The following is a 16,352-nucleotide window of genomic DNA, read 5'->3' as shown; positions in this document are numbered from 1 at the left end:
CCAGCCACTCCTGACAGACTGGACGGGTGAGCGAGACCTTCTATGACGCCGTGGGCGGCCACGAGACATTCGAGAAGCTGGTGCGCCGCTTCTACGAGCAGGTGGCCGCGGATGCAGAGTTCCGCGCCCTCTACCCCGAGCAGGACCTCGGCCCCGCCGAGGACCGTCTGCGCACCTTCCTGGAGCAGTACTGGGGCGGGCCGAAGACCTACCAGGAGAATCGCGGCCACCCGCGGCTGCGCATGCGCCACAACGTCTTCCGCATCACCCCTGCCGAGCGCGACACCTGGCTGAAGTACATGCTGACCAGCCTCGACGAGCTCCAGTTGACCCCCGAGCACGATGCTGCCCTGCGCGACTACCTGACCCGGGCCGCATGGTCGCTGGTCAACACCTTCGACGACCAGGGCGGGACGAACATCGCACCCCGCCGAACAGTCTCCTGACCCCCAGAGGAAGCCCATGCCCCAGCCGGAGGAGCGCGCCCTTGCCGTGATGCTGCGCACCGAGAAGGTGCTGCGGGCCGTCGAACTCGTCCCGCGTGGGCAGGTCGTCGCCTTCGGCCAGCTGGGAGCGGTGGTCGGGGTCGGCGCCCGGCAGGTCGGCCAAGTGCTGGCCAACCACGGACGGGCCGTGGCCTGGTGGCGGGTGGTCAGCGCCTCTGGCGCACTGCCGGCCCACCTGCTGCCCGAGGCCCGGGCGCACTGGCACGTCGAGGGGATCGTGCTGCGAGGTGACGGCAACGGGTGCCGGATCGCCGACCACGGCTGCGACCTGGACGCACTGGCCGCCGCATGGCAGGAAGCGGCGGCCGACCTGGATCGGTGACGCACCCGGTCAGCGGCGCCGGACCACCAGCGCCCACCCCCACCCCGCCCTCCAAGGCCCGAAATCCGGAACGATCCCTTGTGCAGAAAGCCCGTTCCAGCTCCCGGAACGACGCAATGAACACTCTCATTTCCTGAAGCAACACTCTCCGTACACCCGGCCACCACTCGACGGAGAGCACATGACCGAGAACACCACTGCCGCGATTGCGGCCCCCATGCCAACCAACCCAAAGGAGCGGCGCCGCGCCGTCATCTCGAGCTATCTGGGCAGCACCGTGGAGTACTACGACTTCCTGCTGTACGCCGCGGCCGCCGGCCTGGTCTTCCCCAAGCTCTTCTTCGGCAACCTCTCCCCTGAGATGGGTGTCACGCTCAGCTTCGTCATCCTGCTGATCGGCTACATCGCCCGCCCCGTGGGCTCGATGGCCTTCGGACACTTCGGCGACAAGTACGGCCGCAAGAATGTGCTGATCATCACCCTGCTGACCATGGGCCTGGTCTCGGTGGCCATCGGCCTGATGCCCTCGTCGAACCAGATCGGTGTCTGGGCCCCCATCCTGATGGTCGTCCTGCGAACCCTGCAGGGCCTGGCCGTCGGTGGCGAGTGGGCCGGCGCCACGCTGATGGCCATGGAGCACTCGTCGGAGAAGAACAAGGGCTTCGGCGCTTCGCTGGCCGTGGCCGGCGGCCCCACCGGTGCCGTGCTGTCCACCCTGGTGCTGGCAATCTTTGCCGGCGTCGCCGGCGACCAGTTCGCCAACCCGGCAGGCCGCTACTTCCTCGACGACTGGGGCTGGCGCGTGCCCTTCCTGTTCAGCGCCGGCATCGTGATCCTGGGCCTGTTCCTGCGCTCGCGCGTCACCGAGTCTCCCGAGTTCGAAGAAGCCCTTCGAGCGGGCAAGGTACAGACCGGAATTCCGCTGGTGAAGATGTTCCGCGACGCCCCCACGGAACTCGTGCTCGGCTCGCTGGCCGGTGCGGCGGGCCTCTTCCTGCAGGGCGTCGGCGCCACCTTCATCGTTCCCTACATCGTGAAGACCACCGCCGCCGCGGGCGATCCGATCAGCCGCTCCGAGGCACTGATGATGAACACCACCGGATCGGTGATCGCCGTCTTCACGATCCCCTTCGTCGCCTGGCTCAGTGACCGCTTCGGCCGCCGCCCCACGATGATGGCCGGCGGCGTGGTCTCCGTGATCGGCATGTGGCTGTGCTTCAACGCCATTCAGAGCACCGAGCGCACCCTGGTCTGGATCGGCTTCGTCACCCTGGTCGGTCTGGTCCAGCCCGCCCAGTACGGCCCCATCGGCGCCTTCCTGAGCGAGAAGTTCGACGCCGCCCACCGCTACACCGGCGCGGGCATGACCTTCCAGATGGCCTCCATCATCGGTGCGGGCACCGCCCCGCTGATCGCCGGCCGCCTGGTCAACCCGCAGGTGGGGCTCACCCATCTGGCCATCTACGGCACCGTGCTGTTCGCCATCTCCACCATCGCGATCTTCCTGTCCAAGGAGACCGCCCGGTGCCAGACCCACCAGGAGCTGTTCATCGAGGAGGCCGTCTTCAAGGCCTGAGCCAGATGCCCGGGCCGGGAGAGTCTGGGGCTCCCGGCCCGGGGCGCTGTCAGGCCCTGATCGCCATCCGGGGCTTCTTCGCGGGGTCCAGCCAGGCGATGGTGCGGTTCAGCTCGCGTCGGTTGGTCAGCCCGATGCAGCCGCCGGCCGCCGTCGACGAGTAGTGCAGGAAGATCCCGGACCCGGATCCGGCGCCGTAGCGGACGGGCCGGTCGTAGTTGTAGCCGATCACCGCGGCCTGACGGTAGAGGCCGCGGTCACGGTAGCGGGACAGGTCCTCGCCGATCCCGCGGCCGGACAGGGTGCTGTTCTCACGCCAACGGTTGTGGTCCTTCAGCCGCGGATTGTTCACCCACACGGAGCGGGTGGTGATCCGGCGGTAGGCAATCCGCGTACCCGGATTGCCCTTACCGAGGCGTACTTGATGGCGAAGCTGCCGGCGGGCGTCGTGTTGGTGTTCTGGCGACGCCGGGCCGCGGGCACAACGCCCCCACTGCCAAAACGGGCCGTACTGGTGGCGCTGACCTTCACCCAGCAGCCCTTCTTGATGCCGCGCCACTCATAGCGCGCCCAGGTGCCGCGGGAACCGGAGGTACGGTCGGCCACCATCACCTGCTGGGAGGTGGTGTAGTGCACCGAGGTGCCGGGCGCGTGGGCGGGGCACGAGGCCGCCGTGGCCGTAGGGCTCTGTGCGGCCAGGACGGGGACTGCAAAGGACAGGCAGAGGAGGGCGACGGGGCTTCGCATGGTTCTTCTCCAGGATCGGGGGGCTCATGGAGCCGGCGGGGGCCGGCAGCCCGAAGCCCAGGGCGCAGCGGCCGCTCGTCGGGCGTGCGCCACGCCTGCCAGGTTGGAGAGGTGAGCGAGACCTTCTACGACGCCGTCGGTGGCCACGAGACCTTCCAGCGGCTGGTGCACCGCTTCTACGAGCAGGTGGCGGCCGATCCCGAGTTCCGCAAGCTCTACCCCGAAGATGACCTGGGCCCGGCCGAGGAGCGGCTGTGCACCTTCCTGGAGCAGTACTGGGGAGGCCCGAAGACCTACCAGGAGAACCGCGGCCACCCGCGTCTGCGGATGCGTCACAACGTCTTCCGGATCACCCCCGCCGAGCGCGACACCTGGCTTCGCTACATGCTGACCAGCCTCGACGAACTCCAGCTCGTCGCCGAGCACGACGCCGCCTTCCGCGACTACCTGACCCGCGCCGCCAACTCGCTGGTCAACACGCTGGCCTGAGCACCGATGGGCGAACTGCTCACCGAACTGGTGCTGCGCGCCGCTGAGCTGATTCCTCCGGGTGAGGTGGCTTCCTGTGGAGACCTCGCCGGCATTGTGGGGACGGGGCCACGGCAGGTGGGCGCCGTGGTGGCGCGCGACGGTTCATCGGTCTGCTGGTGGCGGGTCACCAATGCCTCCGGGGAGCTGCCCGCCCACCTCGTCGACGAGGCCCGCGAGCACTGGCAGCGCGAGGTGATCACCGGCAAGGCCAACGGCCGGGGCTGTCGGATCACCGCCCACCGGACGGACCTCCTCGCCCTGACAGATGCGTGGCGGGAGGCGACGGCGGACCTCCGCTGACCTTTCGACGTGCGCAGTCGACCCCGCACGTCGGGCCGACACGGGCACCCGCTGCAGCGCATGCCCCTGCGGGTCGGGGGTGCGCAGTGGACTGTGCACGTCGTCGTGACAGCCGGCCCTCGACAAGCTCGGGCGACGGAACGGGGCTCGGGCCACGGAAGCAGCCTCAGGCGCGGCTCATCCGCAGCGACTCCCACGGGTCGACGGCCGACTGGTAACCGGTGCCCGACGGGCGCACCTCGAAGTGCAGGTGCGGCCCGTCCTGCTGCTCACAGCCATTCATTCCGCTGCGCCCCAACAGATCACCCGGCTGCACCCGCTGGCCGTCGGCCACCGCCAACTCGCCGAGATGGCCGATCACGAGGTCCCGGCCGTCGGAGCGCACCAGCAGGCGCTTGCTGCCGTAGGAGGCACCCATCGTGGACGGCCTGACGTGCACCGTGCCCGCTACCCCGGAACGCACCGGGGTCCCCTCGGGCATGTCGACGTCGACGCCGTGGTGCACGTGCGAGGCGTACCAGGGCGCCACCGTGCGCCCGTAGGAGAGCATCACCGGATGACTTCCCCCGAACCAGGGGGAGGTGAAGCACCCCTCCTGGGAGTCCTCGCCGTTCAAGTAGAAGCGACGGTTTCCCCGCCAGTACTCGGAGCTGGCGGTGCACTTCGACGGATCCAGGGCGGCGCCGAAGGAGGTGCGCACCACCCTGCCCGAGGGGCTGGGCGCGGAACTCCTCGTCGGGGAGTCCGACGCGGAGGGGATGGGCGACGCGGACGGTGTGGACGACGCGGTTGTGACCGACGGGGTGGCGGAAGGAACCGGCGTACTCGTCCGGCTCGGCTCCGGGTCCTGGGGCGCTTGGGGTGTCTCGGGAGCGCAGGCCGTGGCTCCCAGCACCACCAGCGCGAGGGCAAGTCGAGTGCTTGCGGACATCGTCGTCCTCCTTCGACGGGAGGCCCCTCGACAGGCTCGGGGACCGGGGTTGGGGCTCGGGGACCGGGTGGAGTTCAGGGGATCAGGGTGTGGGCGGGGGCCCGGAGAAGTTCTCCGGGGCTTCTGGAATCTGATGGTGTGCTGACCAAGCGGCCAGCACGCGTCATCAGCCGATGCCCAGCGTCTTCAGCGGTTGTCCAGCAGCCCGACGAGGTAGTCGCCGTAGCCGGACTTGGCCAGCTTCTCCCCGCGCTCGCGCAGCTCGTCGTCGCTGAGGAAGCCCAGACGCCAGGCGGCCTCCTCCGGGCAACCCACCTGCAGGCCCTGACGGGCCTGGATGGTGCGCACGAAGTTGCCGGCGTCATTGAGCGAGTCGAAGGTTCCGGTGTCGAGCCAGGCGGTGCCGCGTGGCAGCACCTCGACCTGCAGCTTCTTGCGCTCCAGGTAGATGCGGTTCACGTCGGTGATCTCGTACTCGCCACGCGGCGACGGCTCCAGCGACTTGGCAATCTCGATGACGTCCTCGTCGTAGAAGTACAGGCCGGGGACGGCGTAGTGGCTCTTGGGCTGCTTCGGCTTCTCCTCCAGCGACAGCGCGGTGCCGTTGTCGTCGAACTCGACGACGCCATAGGCCTCGGGTTCTGCAACCCAGTAGGCGAAGACGGCGGCACCGTCGATGTTCTCGAAGCGCTTGAGCTGGGTGCCCAGGCCGGCACCGTAGAAGATGTTGTCACCCAGGACGAGGCAGACCTTGTTGCCCTTGGCGAAGTCCTCACCGATGGTGAAGGCCTGTGCCAGGCCCTTGGGTTCGGGCTGGACGGCGTAGCTGATGTTGACGCCGAACTGCGAGCCGTCACCGAGCAGGCGCTTGAAGCCGTCGGCCTCGTGCGGCGTGGTGATGACCAGGATGTCCTTGATGCCCGCGAAGATCAGCGTGGACAGGGGGTAGTAGATCATCGGCTTGTCGTAGACGGGCACCAGCTGCTTGCTGTTGGCCATCGTGATCGGGTGGAGTCGGGTACCGGACCCACCGGCGAGAATGATTCCGTGCATGTCGCCAGTCTGGCACCTTCCCTGTCCCTGTTGGGCTTGCGGGCCCCGCCCGCTCTGGGCGCCGCCACAGGAACCGCCCGATAGGGTCGACGCCATGTCCAACATTCTTGTCACCGGTGGAGCGGGGTTCATCGGCAGCAACTTCGTGCACCACCTGCTGGCCCACTCCGACCACGTCGTCACCGTCATTGACGCCATGACCTATGCAGGCAATCGCGCGAGCCTGGACGGCCTGCCCGCCGACCGCTTCGAGCTGGTCGAGGGCGACATCTGCGACGCGCAGCTCGTCGAGCGTCTCGTGGCGGCCAGCGACGTCGTCGTGCACTTCGCCGCGGAGAGCCACAACGACAACTCGCTCAACGACCCGTCGCCCTTCATCAAGACCAACCTGATCGGCACCTACACGCTGCTGGAGGCGGTGCGCAAGCACGGCAAGCGCTTCCACCACGTGAGCACCGACGAGGTCTACGGCGACCTGGAGCTCGACGACCCGGCGAAGTTCACCGAGCACACGCCCTACAACCCGTCGAGCCCCTACAGCTCCACCAAGGCCGGCTCCGACCTGCTGGTGCGCGCCTGGGTGCGTTCCTTCGGCATCACCGCGACGCTGAGCAACTGCTCGAACAACTACGGCCCGCGCCAGCACATCGAGAAGTTCATCCCGCGCCAGATCACCAATGTGATCTGCGGGATTCGCCCGAAGCTCTACGGGGCCGGCGAGAACGTGCGCGACTGGATCCATGTGGACGACCACAACTCCGCCGTGCTGGAGATCATCGAGAAGGGCCGCTCCGGTGAGACCTACCTGATCGGCTCCGACGGTGAGAAGAACAACCTCGAGGTCATGCAGCTCATCCTCACGATGATGGGCAAGCAGGCCGACGACTTCGACCACGTGACCGACCGTCCGGGCCACGACATGCGTTACGCCATCGACAACACCAAGCTGGTCGACGAGCTGGGCTGGCAGCCGCAGTACGAGGACTTCGAGAGCGGCCTGCAGGCCACCATCGACTGGTACAAGGACAACGAGTCCTGGTGGCGCCCGATGAAGGAGGCCACCGAGGCCAAGTACGCGAAGGCAGGTCAGTGAATGGCGGGGCTTGAGGCACGCACCACCCCGATCCCGGGGATGATCGTGCTGACCCTGCCCATGCCGGGCGACAACCGCGGCTGGTTCAAGGAGAACTGGCAGCGGGCGAAGATGCTGGAGCTGGGCCTGCCCGACTTCGGCCCGGTGCAGAACAACATGAGCTTCAACACCTCCAAGGGTGCGACTCGTGGTCTGCACGCCGAGCCGTGGGACAAGTACGTCAGCCTGGCCACCGGCCGCATCATGGGCGCTTGGGTGGACCTGCGCGAGGGGGAGAGCTTCGGCGCGAAGTTCTCCCTGGAGATGGGTCCGGAGACGGCCGTCTTCGTCCCGCGCGGGGTGGCCAATGGCTACCAGGCGCTGGAGGACGGCACCGCCTACACCTATCTGGTCAACGACCACTGGAGCCCCGAGGCACGGGCCAGCTACACCTACCTCAACCTGGCCGACGAGACCGCCGCCATCGAGTGGCCGATCCCACTGGACCAGGCCGAGATCAGCGATGCCGACAAGGCGCACCCGCGCCTGGCCGATGTCTCGCCGATGCCCGCGAAGCGGACCGTGGTGCTGGGCGCCAAGGGCCAGCTGGGCCAGGGCCTGATGGCGCTGCTGCCCGACGCCGTGGGCCTGGACCGCACCGAACTGGACCTGACCGACCGCGAGGCCGTGCAGTCCTTCGACTGGAACCAGGTGGGCACCATCGTCAATGCGGCGGCCTACACCGCGGTGGACGTGGCCGAGACCGAGCAGGGCCGGCGTGACTGCTGGGCCGCCAATGTGACGGCCGTGCAGAACCTGGTGGAGCTGGCGCGCGAGCGTCGCATCCGCCTGGTGCACGTCAGCTCCGACTATGTCTTCGACGGCACGGTCACCGAGCACCGCGAGGACGAGGCCTTCAGCCCGCTGGGCGTCTACGGCCAGACAAAGGCGGCCGGCGATGCGCTGGTGGCCACGCTGCCCGAGCACTACATCGTGCGCACCAGCTGGGTGATCGGCGGGGGCAAGAACTTTGTCGGCATCATGGCGGACCTTGCGAAGAAGGGCGTCAAGCCCACCGTGGTCAGCGACCAGTTCGGCCGCCTCACCTTCACCGAGGACCTTGCCGCCGGCATCGTCCATCTGCTCAGCACGGGGGCCGAGTACGGCACCTACAACCTCACCAACACCGGTGAGGTCAGCAGCTGGGCGGACATCGCCAGGACGGTCTTCGAGATGGTGGGTGCGAGCGCCGACGACGTCACCCCGGTGAGCACCGAGGAATATGCCGCCGGCAAGCAGATCTCGCCGCGCCCGACGCACAGCGCGCTGGTGCTCGACAAGATCATCGCCGCCGGCTTCACCCCGGCCCCGGCCGAGCAGCGCCTGCGCGAGCTGCTGGGCTGAGCACGGCCCCACGACGACCCCGCTCGTCGACGACGTCCCGCCGCCCCCAAGGATGGCGGGACGTCGTCGCCATGGGGTGCGGGCCCCCTGTGCGGCGACGATTGCTGGACCCGGGCTCGAGGCTGGCCGGCCATCACAGCTGGGGCCGGTAGGATCGAACGGGCCATGGTCATGTGTCCTCACCCGGGGCGCACCCGGCCAGGGCCACGGACCAGCGGAAAACACCGACCGAAGGAGGGCCAGATGGGACTGTTCGATCGTTTCGAGAACAGGATCGAAGGTGCCGTCAACGGAGTCTTCGCGCGCGCCTTCAAGGGCGACGTGCAGCCGGTCGAGATCGCCGCGCGGCTGCAGCGCGAGCTCGACGCCGAGGCGACCCTGCTGAGCCGTGACAAGCGCCTGGTGCCCAATGAGTTCACCGTGCAGCTCAGCCAGCACGACTATGACCACCTGGTGCCCTATTCCAAGACGCTGACCAGCGAGATCGTCCCGGAGCTGCGCGAGCACGCCGCCGAACGCCACTACGTCTTCAACGGCCCCATCTCGATCGCCTATGAGCTGGCCCCGAACCTGCCCACCGGTCGTTTCACCGTGACCAGCGCCGCCGTGGCCGGCATCGAGCAGGCCGACGGCCCCGCCTCCACCACGATGATCCGGCGTTCGGCGCTGGTCCTCGAGGTCAACGGCGTGCGCCACCCGCTCACCGCTCCCGGTCTGCTGATCGGGCGCGGCTCCGAGGCGGACCTGCGGATCAACGATCCGGGCGTCTCGCGTCGGCATGCGCAGATCCACGTGCGTGGCAGCGGCGACGACATCGCGATCACCATCGAGGACCTCGGCTCCACCAATGGCATCGTGGTCAACGGCTCGAAGGTGCCCCACGCCCAGTTGGACGACGGTTCGCGCATCGAGATCGGATCGACGCGCATGCTCGTGCACTCCCCAGTGGGTGCGTGACCTTGTCGGAGATCCTGGTCCTGCTGTGCCGCATCGCCTTCCTGGCCTTCTTCTGGATGTTCATCCTGCTGGCCGCGGGCGTCATCCGCACCGACATCTTCGGCGAGAAGGTCGACGCCGACGGCCGCACCGTGCGCCAGGGTCGCCTGGGCATGATCCGGCGCCGCCGCGAGGCGCGCTCGAAGACCCCTGTGGCCCGCCACCTCGTGGTGACCGAGGGCCGTTCCCGCGGCGCGGTCTACCCGCTCGAGGGCACCATGCCGATCGGCCGCGCCAGTAGTGCGACGGTGCAGATCGACGACGACTTCGCCAGTGCCCGCCATGCCCGGATCATGCCGGGCGAGAAGGGCACCTGGGTGGTGGAGGATCTGGACAGCACCAATGGCACCCATGTCAATGCCGTGCAGGTGACACAGGCCACCACGGTGGGCCCCGGTGACGTGATCCGCATCGGGCGCACCCAACTGCGGTTGGAGGCCTGATGGTCTTCTCCCTCGATGTGCGCGCCCACTCCGAGGTGGGTCTGGTGCGCAAGAACAACCAGGACTCCGCCTATGCCTCGCCCACCATGCTGCTGGTGGCCGACGGGATGGGTGGGGCCGCCGCCGGCGACCTGGCCTCAACCGTCGCCGTCCGCGAGATGCTGCGCGCCGATGCCAGCCACACCATCGAGGACGCGCCCGTCGTGCTGGCGGGGGCTCTGCACCGCGCCAATGACCTGCTGGCCGACCTGGTCAAGGCCGACCCGACCCTGGACGGGATGGGTACCACGGTCTGCGGTGCCCTGTTCACCGGCTCCGCGCTGGGCCTGGTGCACATCGGCGACTCGCGGGGCTACCTGGCCCGCACCGGCCGCCTGCACCGCCTCACCCACGACCACTCGTGGGTGCAGTCGCTGGTGGACGAAGGCAAGATCAGCCTGGACGAGGCCGCGATCCACCCCCACCGCTCGCTGCTGCTCAAGGTGCTCAACGGCCAGACCAGCAATGATCCCGACACCGACCGCGTCGAGCTGGCCCTGGACGACCGCCTGCTGTTCTGCTCCGACGGCCTGTGCGGCTTCGTGCCCGATGCCGTCATCGAGGACATCCTCACCGGAACCCCCGACCTGGACGAGGCGATGGCCCAGCTGGTGGCCGCCGCCCACCGCGGCGGGGGGGCCGACAACATCACGGTCGTCCTGGCCGATGTCGTCCCGCACGACGACACGCTGGACGGCGCCGCCCCGCTGCTGGTCGGTGCCGCGGCCGATGCCGAGGTGCCCGAGATCGAGGAGAACACCCTCGTCGGCATCGAGGGCCTGCCCCTGGGCGACCTGAAGCCGGAGCCGGCGGCCAGCGACGAACGCGTCCTGGAGGGCCCCGACCTGGCCGTCCTGGACGAGCAGGAGGCGCGCCGCTATGCCCCGAAGGAGGGACGGATGCGTCCCGTCCTGGCCGGGCTGGCGGTCACCACGGCCCTCCTGCTGCTCGCCGGGGCCGGACTGTGGGGCGCCTGGCAGTGGAGCCGCACCCAGTACTTCGTCGGCGAGGACCAGCAGCAGGTGGCGATCTTCCGTGGAGTGCCCGGTTCCCTGCTGGGACGCGAGCTGGGCGAGGTGGCCGAACGCTCCGGTGTGCGCGTCGACGACCTGCCCACCTTCTACCGCCAGCAGGTGCGCACCACCATCCCGGTCAGCAGCCTGGAGGCCGCCCGCAGGACGGTCGGGGAGCTGCGCACCCACGCCGAGGCCTGTCGTGAGCGACGCCGGCAGGGCGGGACACCTGCGGCCAGCACGGCGCCGGCGCCGAATGCGACGCCCAGTGCCATGACAAGCGCCACCGCCAGCGCCTCGCCCGGGTCCGGCGGGATCGACCTGGAGGGCTGCTGATGAGCCAGCTGCCAGCCACCCCCACCGGGGACCGCTTCGTCTACCGCCGCAGGCGCACGGTGGAGCTGTTGATGGACCTGTTCGCGCTCTGCTTCGGCCTGGCCGGCTGGGCCCTGACCGAGATGAACCTCTACGGCGACCTGCCGGGGAACTTCGCGGTGGTGGCCGCCATCTGGTTCGGCCTGGGCGTGGCGATGCACGTGGTGGTGCGCTGGCGCCTGGCCTGGGCCGACCCGCTGATCCTGCCCTGCGTCCTGCTGCTCAACGGGCTGGGGCTGGCGATGATCCACCGGATCGACCAGATCCCCGACCCGGTGCGCCATGACGCCTCCACCCAGCTGCTGTGGACCATCCTCGGCATGGCCCTGTTCACGGCCGTGGTGGTCTTCCTGCGCGACCACCGCCGGTTGCAGCGCTTCCCCTACCTGCTCTTCCTGCTCGGCCTCTTCCTGCTGCTGCTGCCGCTGGTGCCCGGCCTGGGACGGGCCCAGTACGGTGCGCGCATCTGGATCAGCGTGGCCGGCTACAGCTTCCAGCCCGCCGAGGTGGCCAAGATCGTGCTGGCCATCGCCTTCGCCGCCTACCTCACCGAGCGCCGCGAGGTCCTCGCCCTGGCCGGGCGGCGCTTCGCCGGCATCGACCTCCCGCGGCTTCGCGACCTGGGCCCGATCCTGATCATGTGGCTGGCCAGCCTGGCCGTGCTGGTCTTCCAGAACGACCTGGGCACCTCGATGCTCTTCTTCGGGCTGTTCGTGATGATGCTCTACGTCGCCACCGAGAAGGCCGGCTGGGCGGTGCTCGGGCTGCTGATGATCGGCCTGGGCGGCGCCCTGGCCTACCAGTTCGCCGGGCACGTGCGGGTGCGAGTGGGTGCCTGGCTGCACCCCTTCGAGAACTATGACGCCAACTACCAGGTGATCCAGGCCCAGTTCGGCTTCGCCTGGGGCGGGCTGACCGGCCGCGGCTGGGGGCTGGGCCGTCCCGGCCTGACCACCTTCGCCAAGAGCGACTTCATCGCCGCCGCCATCGGCGAGGAGCTCGGCGTGCTGGGCCTGATGGCCGTCATCATGGTCTATGCGCTGATCGTGGCCCGCAGCCTGCGCATGGCGCTGGCCTCCCACGACGCCTTCGGCAAGCTGCTGGCCTGCGGCCTGGGCTTCACCTTCGCCCTGCAGGTCTTCGCCATCATCGGCGGCGTCACCCGGCTGCTGCCGCTGACCGGCCTGACCACCCCCTTCATGAGCCAGGGCGGAAGCTCCATGGTGGCCAACTGGGTGATCATCGCCATCCTGCTGGTGATCAGCCACCAGGCCCGACGCCCACCGGTCACCCCGCACAGCACGGTTCGCGCGGAGCTGCAGAACGAGGACACCATCGAGATCCCGGCAGTCAGGGGGCAGGCATGAACCGCCCGATCCGTCGCCTCGCCATGGTGACCGCCGTGATGTTCCTGGCGCTGCTGCTCAATGCCAGCTACCTGGCGGTCGTGCGCGACGCCCAGCTCGATGCCGACCCGCGCAACCGTCGCACCCGCGATGCCGAGTACGCGATGAAGCGCGGCGCGATCATGGTGGGCGACAAGGCCATCGCCCAGTCCAAGGCTTCCGAGGGACGCTTCAAGTACAGCCGCACCTATTCCGACGGGCCGCTCTACGCCCACGCCACCGGCTGGTACTCCTATGACTTCGCCCGCTCCGGACTGGAGCAGCAGTACAACACCCAGCTCGCCGGCACCGACGACAGCCAGGTCTTCCGCCGCGCCATGAACACCCTCACCGGCAGCCAGCCGGAGGGGGCCTCGCTGCAGACCACCCTGGACCCGCGCGCCCAGCGCGCCGCCGCCGAGGCGCTGGGCAAGCGCACCGGCGCCGTCGTGGCCCTGGACTGGAAGACCGGCGCGGTCAAGGCCATGGTCAGCAGCCCCAGCCATGACCCCAACAGCCTGGCCACCACCGACCTGGCCAGCGCCCGCAAGGCCTGGACCAAGCTGAACGCCGATCCCTCGCGCCCACTGACCAATCGCGCCACCCGAGAGGTCTACCCGCCCGGCTCCACCTTCAAGCTGGTCACCGCCGCCGCGGCCCTCGAGTCGGGGATGACAGCGCAGTCCACGGTCTCCTCCCCCGCCTCGCTCACCCTGCCCAACACCCGCACGAAGCTGACCAATGAGGTCGACTGCGGCGGCAGCAGCTCCACCATCGACAAGGCGCTGCAGGTCAGCTGCAACACCGCCTTCGCCAACCTCGGCCTGCAGCTGGGCGACGACGCGCTGCGTGCCCAGGCCGAGAAGTTCGGCTTCGACTCCTCGCTGGAGGGCGACCTCAACCCCGTCACCAGCCGCTTCCCCGCCAGCCCTGACCGCGCCCAGACGGCGATGAGTGCCATCGGCCAGTTCGACGTCGCCGCCACCCCGGTGCAGATGGCCGTCGTCGCGGCCGCGATCGCCAATGACGGACGCGTCATGCAGCCCTACCTGGTGGAGCAGGTGCGCAATCCCGACCTGTCCACGCTCAGCGGCAACAACGGCAAGCGCCTGGGCCGGGCCATGAGTGCCGACAATGCGCGGCAGCTGCAGCAGATGATGGTCAACGTCGTCGAGCAGGGTACTGGCCAGCGGGCCGCGATCAGCGGCGTCGAGGTGGGTGGCAAGACCGGCACCGCGCAGACCTCGCCCGAGCGCCCGCCCTATGCCTGGTTCGTCGGCTTCTCGAAGGACCCTGACCTGGCCATCGCGGTCTTCATCGAGGACGCCGGCATCCAGCGCAGCGAGATCGCCGGTGGCCGCCTGGGCGGCCCGGTGCTGGCCTCCGTCGTGGAGTCCATGCGATGAGCCACGCGCAGACTGTTGCCAAGACACCGTCCAGCTGCCAAATTCGACCCCAAGAATGGACTGCGCCCCCGCCGGCGACGCACGAGGGCGCAGTCCCACCGAAAGGATGCTCGCGATGACGCAGGATCGTCCCCTCCTGGGAGGCCGGTACCAGCTCGACGAGGTCATCGGCCGTGGCGGAATGGCCGAGGTGTGGCGCGCCCGTGACATCCGGCTCGGGCGCGACGTGGCCGTCAAGCGACTGCGCGTCGACCTGGCCACGGACCCCACCTTCCAGGCGCGCTTCCGTCGCGAGGCGCAGGCCGCGGCCGGCCTGAACCACCCGAACATTGTCTCCACCTATGACACCGGCGAGGAGATCGACGACCGCAGCACCATCGCCGTGCCGTGGATCGTGATGGAGCTGGTGGAGGGCGACACCCTGCGTGAGCTCCTGCAGACCCACACCGCCCTGCCGCCCGAGCAGGCCTTCGAGCTCAGCCGTGGCGTCCTGGACGCCCTGGGCCACAGCCATCGCGCCGGCATCGTCCACCGCGACATCAAGCCTGCCAATGTGATGCTGACCCCCAGCGGCCAGGTGAAGGTGATGGACTTCGGCATCGCCCGCGCCGTCGCCGACACCTCGGCCACCATGACCCAGACGGCCGCCGTGATCGGCACCGCCCAGTACCTGTCGCCCGAGCAGGCCCGCGGCGAGACCGTCGACGCCCGCAGCGACATCTACTCGGCCGGCTGCCTGCTCTACGAGCTGCTGGTGGGCCGTCCGCCCTTCATCGGCGACTCCCCGGTGAGCGTCGCCTACCAGCACGTGCGCGAGGCTCCGGCGCCGCCGAGCCAGCTCGACCCGCAGCTGACGCCGTCCATGGACGCCATCGTGCTCAAGAGCCTGGCCAAGGACCCGGACGAGCGCTACCAGAGCGCCCGGGAGATGCGTGACGACATCGCCCGTCTGCTCGCCGGCCAGCAGGTCACCGCACCGCTGCCGGCCCCGCTGCCGCCGGTCGGCCCGCCGACGGCCGCGACCGCCGTGGTGCCGGAGTCGGCTGCCAGCGGCAGCACCGCGGTCAGCCCGCCCTCTGCTGTGGCCGTCGATGACGAGACGGCCGGACTGACTGCCGTCGAGGACGAGCAGCCCCGGCGCCGCAGCCTGGTCGGCTGGGTGCTGGTCATCCTCGGACTGGCGCTGGCGGCCCTGATCGGGTTCACGCTGTGGGCGTGGCTGACCCCCAATGACGACCCCGAGATGACGGCCGTGCCGGTGGTGGTGGGCCAGAACGAGCAGGCCGCCACCGCGGACCTCAAGGCTGCGGGCTTCGGCGTCACCTCCCAGCACGTGAACGGGGATGCCGCCACCGAGAACCAGGTGACCGACCAGGACCCGCCCGGCGGCAAGGAGGCCCGCAGGGGCTCGACGGTCACGATCACCATCAATGACGGTCCCAAGACGGTCACGGTGCCGGACCTGGTGGGGCTCTCGCGTGACCAGGCCCGCCAGCGGCTGGTCGACGCCGGCTTCGCGAGCAGCGGGATCACTTTCGCCGACGCCACCGCCGAGGCGGAGGCCGACCATCCCGACCTGGACAAGGGCGAGGTGGTCACCTCCAACCCGGCCTCCGGCGCCGAGGTGGTGCTGTCGGCCAAGCAGGGCATCAAGGTCTACCTGGCCACCGGCAAGGTCCGCGTGCCCAAGGTCGTCGACCAGGCGCAGGACGAGGCCCGTTCTGCCCTGGAGACACTGGGACTCGAGGTGGCCGTCAACGAGCGCGAGACCACCGAGCCCGGCAAGGACGGCCGGGTGCTGGAGCAGAATCCGGCCGGCGGCAAGCGGGTGGAGCGTGGCAGCACCGTCCAGCTGATCGTCGGCCGCTACCGGGATCCGGAGCCCACCCAGACTCCCTCGGCCACTGCCTCCGCCTCGCCGACGGCCCAGGAGACCTCGGAGAGCCTGCCGGTGCCCAATGTGACCGACCAGGCCCTCGCCGTGGCCACCAAGACCCTGCAGGACGCGGGCTTCACCGTGGCCGTCTCCGGCTCGACGGTGAACGACCCGAACCTGGAGGGCAAGGTCGTCGACCAGAGCCCGGCTGGCGGCCAGGCAGAGCGGGGTTCGACGGTGACCATCGGCGTGGGGCGCTACGAGCCGACCCAGACCGCCGAGCCGTCCCCCACCCAGACGCCCTGATCCCCGGACTGCGGCCCTGGGACGTGACTGCGCGAGACGCCGGGCTCAGCCCACGTTCATCAGTGGACATT

General features: G+C 69.4%; 17 protein-coding genes. 13 read left to right on the top strand and 4 right to left on the bottom strand.

The window, feature by feature from the left end; translation table 11 throughout:
- Positions 1-26: 26 nt before the first annotated feature.
- The 3 genes from ACHFFZ_RS01615 to ACHFFZ_RS01605 all read left to right on the top strand — a co-directional run bounded on the left by ACHFFZ_RS01615 (position 27) and on the right by ACHFFZ_RS01605 (position 2,404).
- Positions 27-446 (top strand): globin, encoded by a 420-nt coding sequence (locus ACHFFZ_RS01615; protein WP_394274919.1) that lies wholly within the window; start codon positions 27-29, stop codon positions 444-446.
- A gap of 16 nt (positions 447-462) precedes the next feature.
- Entirely contained in the window at positions 463-828 is a 366-nt protein-coding gene (locus ACHFFZ_RS01610) for an MGMT family protein (RefSeq protein ID WP_394274918.1), read from the top strand.
- A gap of 181 nt (positions 829-1,009) precedes the next feature.
- A complete protein-coding gene (locus tag ACHFFZ_RS01605) occupies positions 1,010-2,404 on the top strand; it encodes an MFS transporter (RefSeq protein WP_394274917.1) in 1,395 nt (464 codons plus the stop codon).
- A gap of 49 nt (positions 2,405-2,453) precedes the next feature.
- Here ACHFFZ_RS01605 and ACHFFZ_RS01600 read toward each other — a convergent pair whose 3' ends face one another.
- Positions 2,454-2,756, bottom strand: coding sequence for a hypothetical protein (locus tag ACHFFZ_RS01600; RefSeq protein WP_394274916.1), 303 nt, complete (start codon positions 2,754-2,756; stop codon positions 2,454-2,456).
- Positions 2,753-3,151: a hypothetical protein gene (locus tag ACHFFZ_RS01595; protein ID WP_394274915.1), complete on the bottom strand. Its 399-nt coding sequence runs from the start codon at positions 3,149-3,151 to the stop codon at positions 2,753-2,755. Before ACHFFZ_RS01595 ends, ACHFFZ_RS01600 begins: the two co-directional genes overlap by 4 nt.
- Before the next feature lie 111 nt (positions 3,152-3,262).
- On the opposite strand from ACHFFZ_RS01595, the gene ACHFFZ_RS01590 reads away from it, so the two are divergent.
- Both ACHFFZ_RS01590 and ACHFFZ_RS01585 read left to right on the top strand, forming a co-directional pair.
- Positions 3,263-3,640 (top strand): globin, encoded by a 378-nt coding sequence (locus tag ACHFFZ_RS01590; protein WP_394274914.1) that lies wholly within the window; start codon positions 3,263-3,265, stop codon positions 3,638-3,640.
- Between the two features lie 6 nt (positions 3,641-3,646).
- Complete coding sequence (locus ACHFFZ_RS01585) at positions 3,647-3,982, top strand: MGMT family protein (protein WP_394274913.1); 336 nt, start codon at positions 3,647-3,649, stop codon at positions 3,980-3,982.
- Between the two features lie 166 nt (positions 3,983-4,148).
- Here ACHFFZ_RS01585 and ACHFFZ_RS01580 read toward each other — a convergent pair whose 3' ends face one another.
- Together ACHFFZ_RS01580 and rfbA are read right to left on the bottom strand one after the other, a co-directional pair.
- Positions 4,149-4,913, bottom strand: coding sequence for a peptidoglycan DD-metalloendopeptidase family protein (locus ACHFFZ_RS01580; protein WP_394274912.1), 765 nt, complete (start codon positions 4,911-4,913; stop codon positions 4,149-4,151).
- A 186-nt stretch (positions 4,914-5,099) separates the two neighbouring features.
- On the bottom strand, positions 5,100-5,966 hold the full coding sequence (rfbA, locus tag ACHFFZ_RS01575; RefSeq protein ID WP_394274911.1) for a glucose-1-phosphate thymidylyltransferase RfbA: 867 nt from the start codon (positions 5,964-5,966) through the stop codon (positions 5,100-5,102).
- Between the two features lie 94 nt (positions 5,967-6,060).
- Between rfbA and rfbB the strand changes: the two genes are divergently transcribed.
- From rfbB to pknB, 8 genes are all read left to right on the top strand, one after another.
- Positions 6,061-7,059: a dTDP-glucose 4,6-dehydratase gene (rfbB, locus tag ACHFFZ_RS01570; protein WP_394274910.1), complete on the top strand. Its 999-nt coding sequence runs from the start codon at positions 6,061-6,063 to the stop codon at positions 7,057-7,059.
- Entirely contained in the window at positions 7,060-8,442 is a 1,383-nt protein-coding gene (locus ACHFFZ_RS01565; RefSeq protein ID WP_394274909.1) for a sugar nucleotide-binding protein, read from the top strand. It begins immediately after the preceding gene.
- A gap of 243 nt (positions 8,443-8,685) precedes the next feature.
- Complete coding sequence (locus tag ACHFFZ_RS01560) at positions 8,686-9,399, top strand: FhaA domain-containing protein (protein WP_394274908.1); 714 nt, start codon at positions 8,686-8,688, stop codon at positions 9,397-9,399.
- Positions 9,396-9,881 carry an FHA domain-containing protein gene (locus ACHFFZ_RS01555; RefSeq protein ID WP_394274907.1) on the top strand — a complete coding sequence of 162 codons (486 nt, stop codon included), beginning with the start codon at positions 9,396-9,398 and terminating at the stop codon, positions 9,879-9,881. Before ACHFFZ_RS01560 ends, ACHFFZ_RS01555 begins: the two co-directional genes overlap by 4 nt.
- Complete coding sequence (locus tag ACHFFZ_RS01550) at positions 9,881-11,269, top strand: PP2C family protein-serine/threonine phosphatase (protein ID WP_394274906.1); 1,389 nt, start codon at positions 9,881-9,883, stop codon at positions 11,267-11,269. Before ACHFFZ_RS01555 ends, ACHFFZ_RS01550 begins: the two co-directional genes overlap by 1 nt.
- On the top strand, positions 11,269-12,675 hold the full coding sequence (locus ACHFFZ_RS01545; protein ID WP_394274905.1) for an FtsW/RodA/SpoVE family cell cycle protein: 1,407 nt from the start codon (positions 11,269-11,271) through the stop codon (positions 12,673-12,675). Before ACHFFZ_RS01550 ends, ACHFFZ_RS01545 begins: the two co-directional genes overlap by 1 nt.
- On the top strand, positions 12,672-14,099 hold the full coding sequence (locus ACHFFZ_RS01540) for a peptidoglycan D,D-transpeptidase FtsI family protein (RefSeq protein WP_394274904.1): 1,428 nt from the start codon (positions 12,672-12,674) through the stop codon (positions 14,097-14,099). Before ACHFFZ_RS01545 ends, ACHFFZ_RS01540 begins: the two co-directional genes overlap by 4 nt.
- Before the next feature lie 115 nt (positions 14,100-14,214).
- On the top strand, positions 14,215-16,281 hold the full coding sequence (pknB, locus tag ACHFFZ_RS01535; protein ID WP_394274903.1) for a Stk1 family PASTA domain-containing Ser/Thr kinase: 2,067 nt from the start codon (positions 14,215-14,217) through the stop codon (positions 16,279-16,281).
- Positions 16,282-16,352 lie beyond the last annotated feature (71 nt).

Origin of the sequence: Luteococcus sp. (genome assembly GCF_043424415.1) — a bacterium.
Lineage (GTDB): Bacteria > Actinomycetota > Actinomycetes > Propionibacteriales > Propionibacteriaceae > Luteococcus.
This window is presented reverse-complemented; position numbering and strand designations above follow the sequence as displayed.